The sequence below is a fragment of the Neobacillus niacini genome, assembly GCF_036961885.1.
Taxonomy (GTDB): domain Bacteria; phylum Bacillota; class Bacilli; order Bacillales; family Cytobacillaceae; genus Neobacillus; species Neobacillus niacini_H.
On sequence record NZ_JBALNQ010000097.1, the window covers coordinates 1 to 1,515 of the forward strand.

At 35.4% G+C, this 1,515-nt stretch carries 1 protein-coding gene and 1 pseudogene; both read left to right on the forward strand.

Annotated elements, in window-relative coordinates:
- Positions 1–999 (forward strand): glucosaminidase domain-containing protein (locus V7124_RS25960; RefSeq protein WP_335494806.1); only part of this gene is annotated, 999 nt, incomplete at its 5' end.
- A 170-nt stretch (positions 1,000–1,169) separates the two neighbouring features.
- A pseudogene (locus tag V7124_RS25965) lies at positions 1,170–1,515 on the forward strand (Ig-like domain-containing protein); the annotation flags it as partial.

The window sequence follows — 1,515 nt, forward strand, 5'->3', positions numbered from 1 at the left end:
GCACAGTATGGCATTTCACGTCCTGATGTTCAACAAGTCTTTCCTGATTATCAAAATAGGAACTCAGGCTATAAGTTTACTCTTAATACCTCACAGTTTTCTCAAGGAGAACATACGATAACAGTTAAAGAAACTGGAAATAATGGATCAACATCTTCATTAAATACCAAGTTTATTAATGGAAATCCTTATCTATATGTTGACTTGAGAAAGCCATCCAATATAACAGCAAATGACATCGTTAATTTCTTTAATGCGAAACGTCCTGATAGTCCTTTAAAGAATTATGCACAAAGTTTTATTGATGCTCAGAATAAGTATGGTGTAAATGCTCAATATCTTGTTGCCCATGCAATTTGGGAAACTGGTTGGGGTGGGTCAAATTTAAGAAATTATAAATTTAACCTATATGGTTATGGTGCGTATGATCCTTGTCCGTTTACTTGTGGATACTACTTCCCTACAGGAGGAGACAGTATTAATTTTGTATCCTATACGGTTCGAAAGGATTATTTAACTGAGAACGGAGCATATTTTAACGGAGCCAATTTAGTTGGCATGAATGTAAGATATGCTACAGATCAAAATTGGAAAAATGGTATTGCTAATCTAATGCAATTGATTAAGCCATTTGATGCAGTATACTATTCCCAAAGAGGACAAATTCCAGTATCACCTGTGATAGCTCCTTCATTTGGTCGTAATATTCCTGCTGGTCAACCATATCCAGCGGATGTTATTATTAACTACCCAGCGGGTACGACTGCAACAGTTACAACTAGTGGATTATCATTCAGATCCATTCCTTATACCTTACCTTCAACATTAATCTCAACTTTGAGTTTTGGTACGAAAGTAGAGGTACTTGGTTATAACACTGATGTTCTTTATGTACCTGGAGAAATGGGGAAATACCCATACGACCAGCGTTGGTATCGAGTCAGGGTTAATGGGCAAGAAGGATGGTTATATGGTGGAGGAATCGTTTTTAATAATTAAAACGGGTTCTAAAAAACTATAGAATTTTAATAAAAGGGATAGCTCATCAAAGTGAGCTATCTCTTTTTTGTTATTGTAATTTTTACCTATTTATTATTATAGAAGAGTAGTATCATAGAAGAATATCTTACTAAAAGTAAGATTACCAGCTTAGAAAGAAAGGAGAAAAAATGAAATATATTAAGAGTATTGTTGCAATTTTATTGTTTGGAATTTCTTTGTTATTACATGTACAAATTTCACATTATGCAGCAGCACAAACAACTGAAATGACCATAGGGTATTTAGACAATCCGATCTCTGGCGCAACACTTATAGGAACCAAAAATGTGTCAGGCTGGTTTTTAGATGGAAGTGGAGTAGTAAAGATTGAAGTATTGTTGGATGGTGCATTGGTTGGCCAGGCAACCTATGGTGATACGAGATCGGATGTTCGAAATGCTTTTCCGGAATTCAACAATGGGAATGCAGGCTTTCATTATGCTCTTGACACAACTAAATTTAGTGATGGCCAAC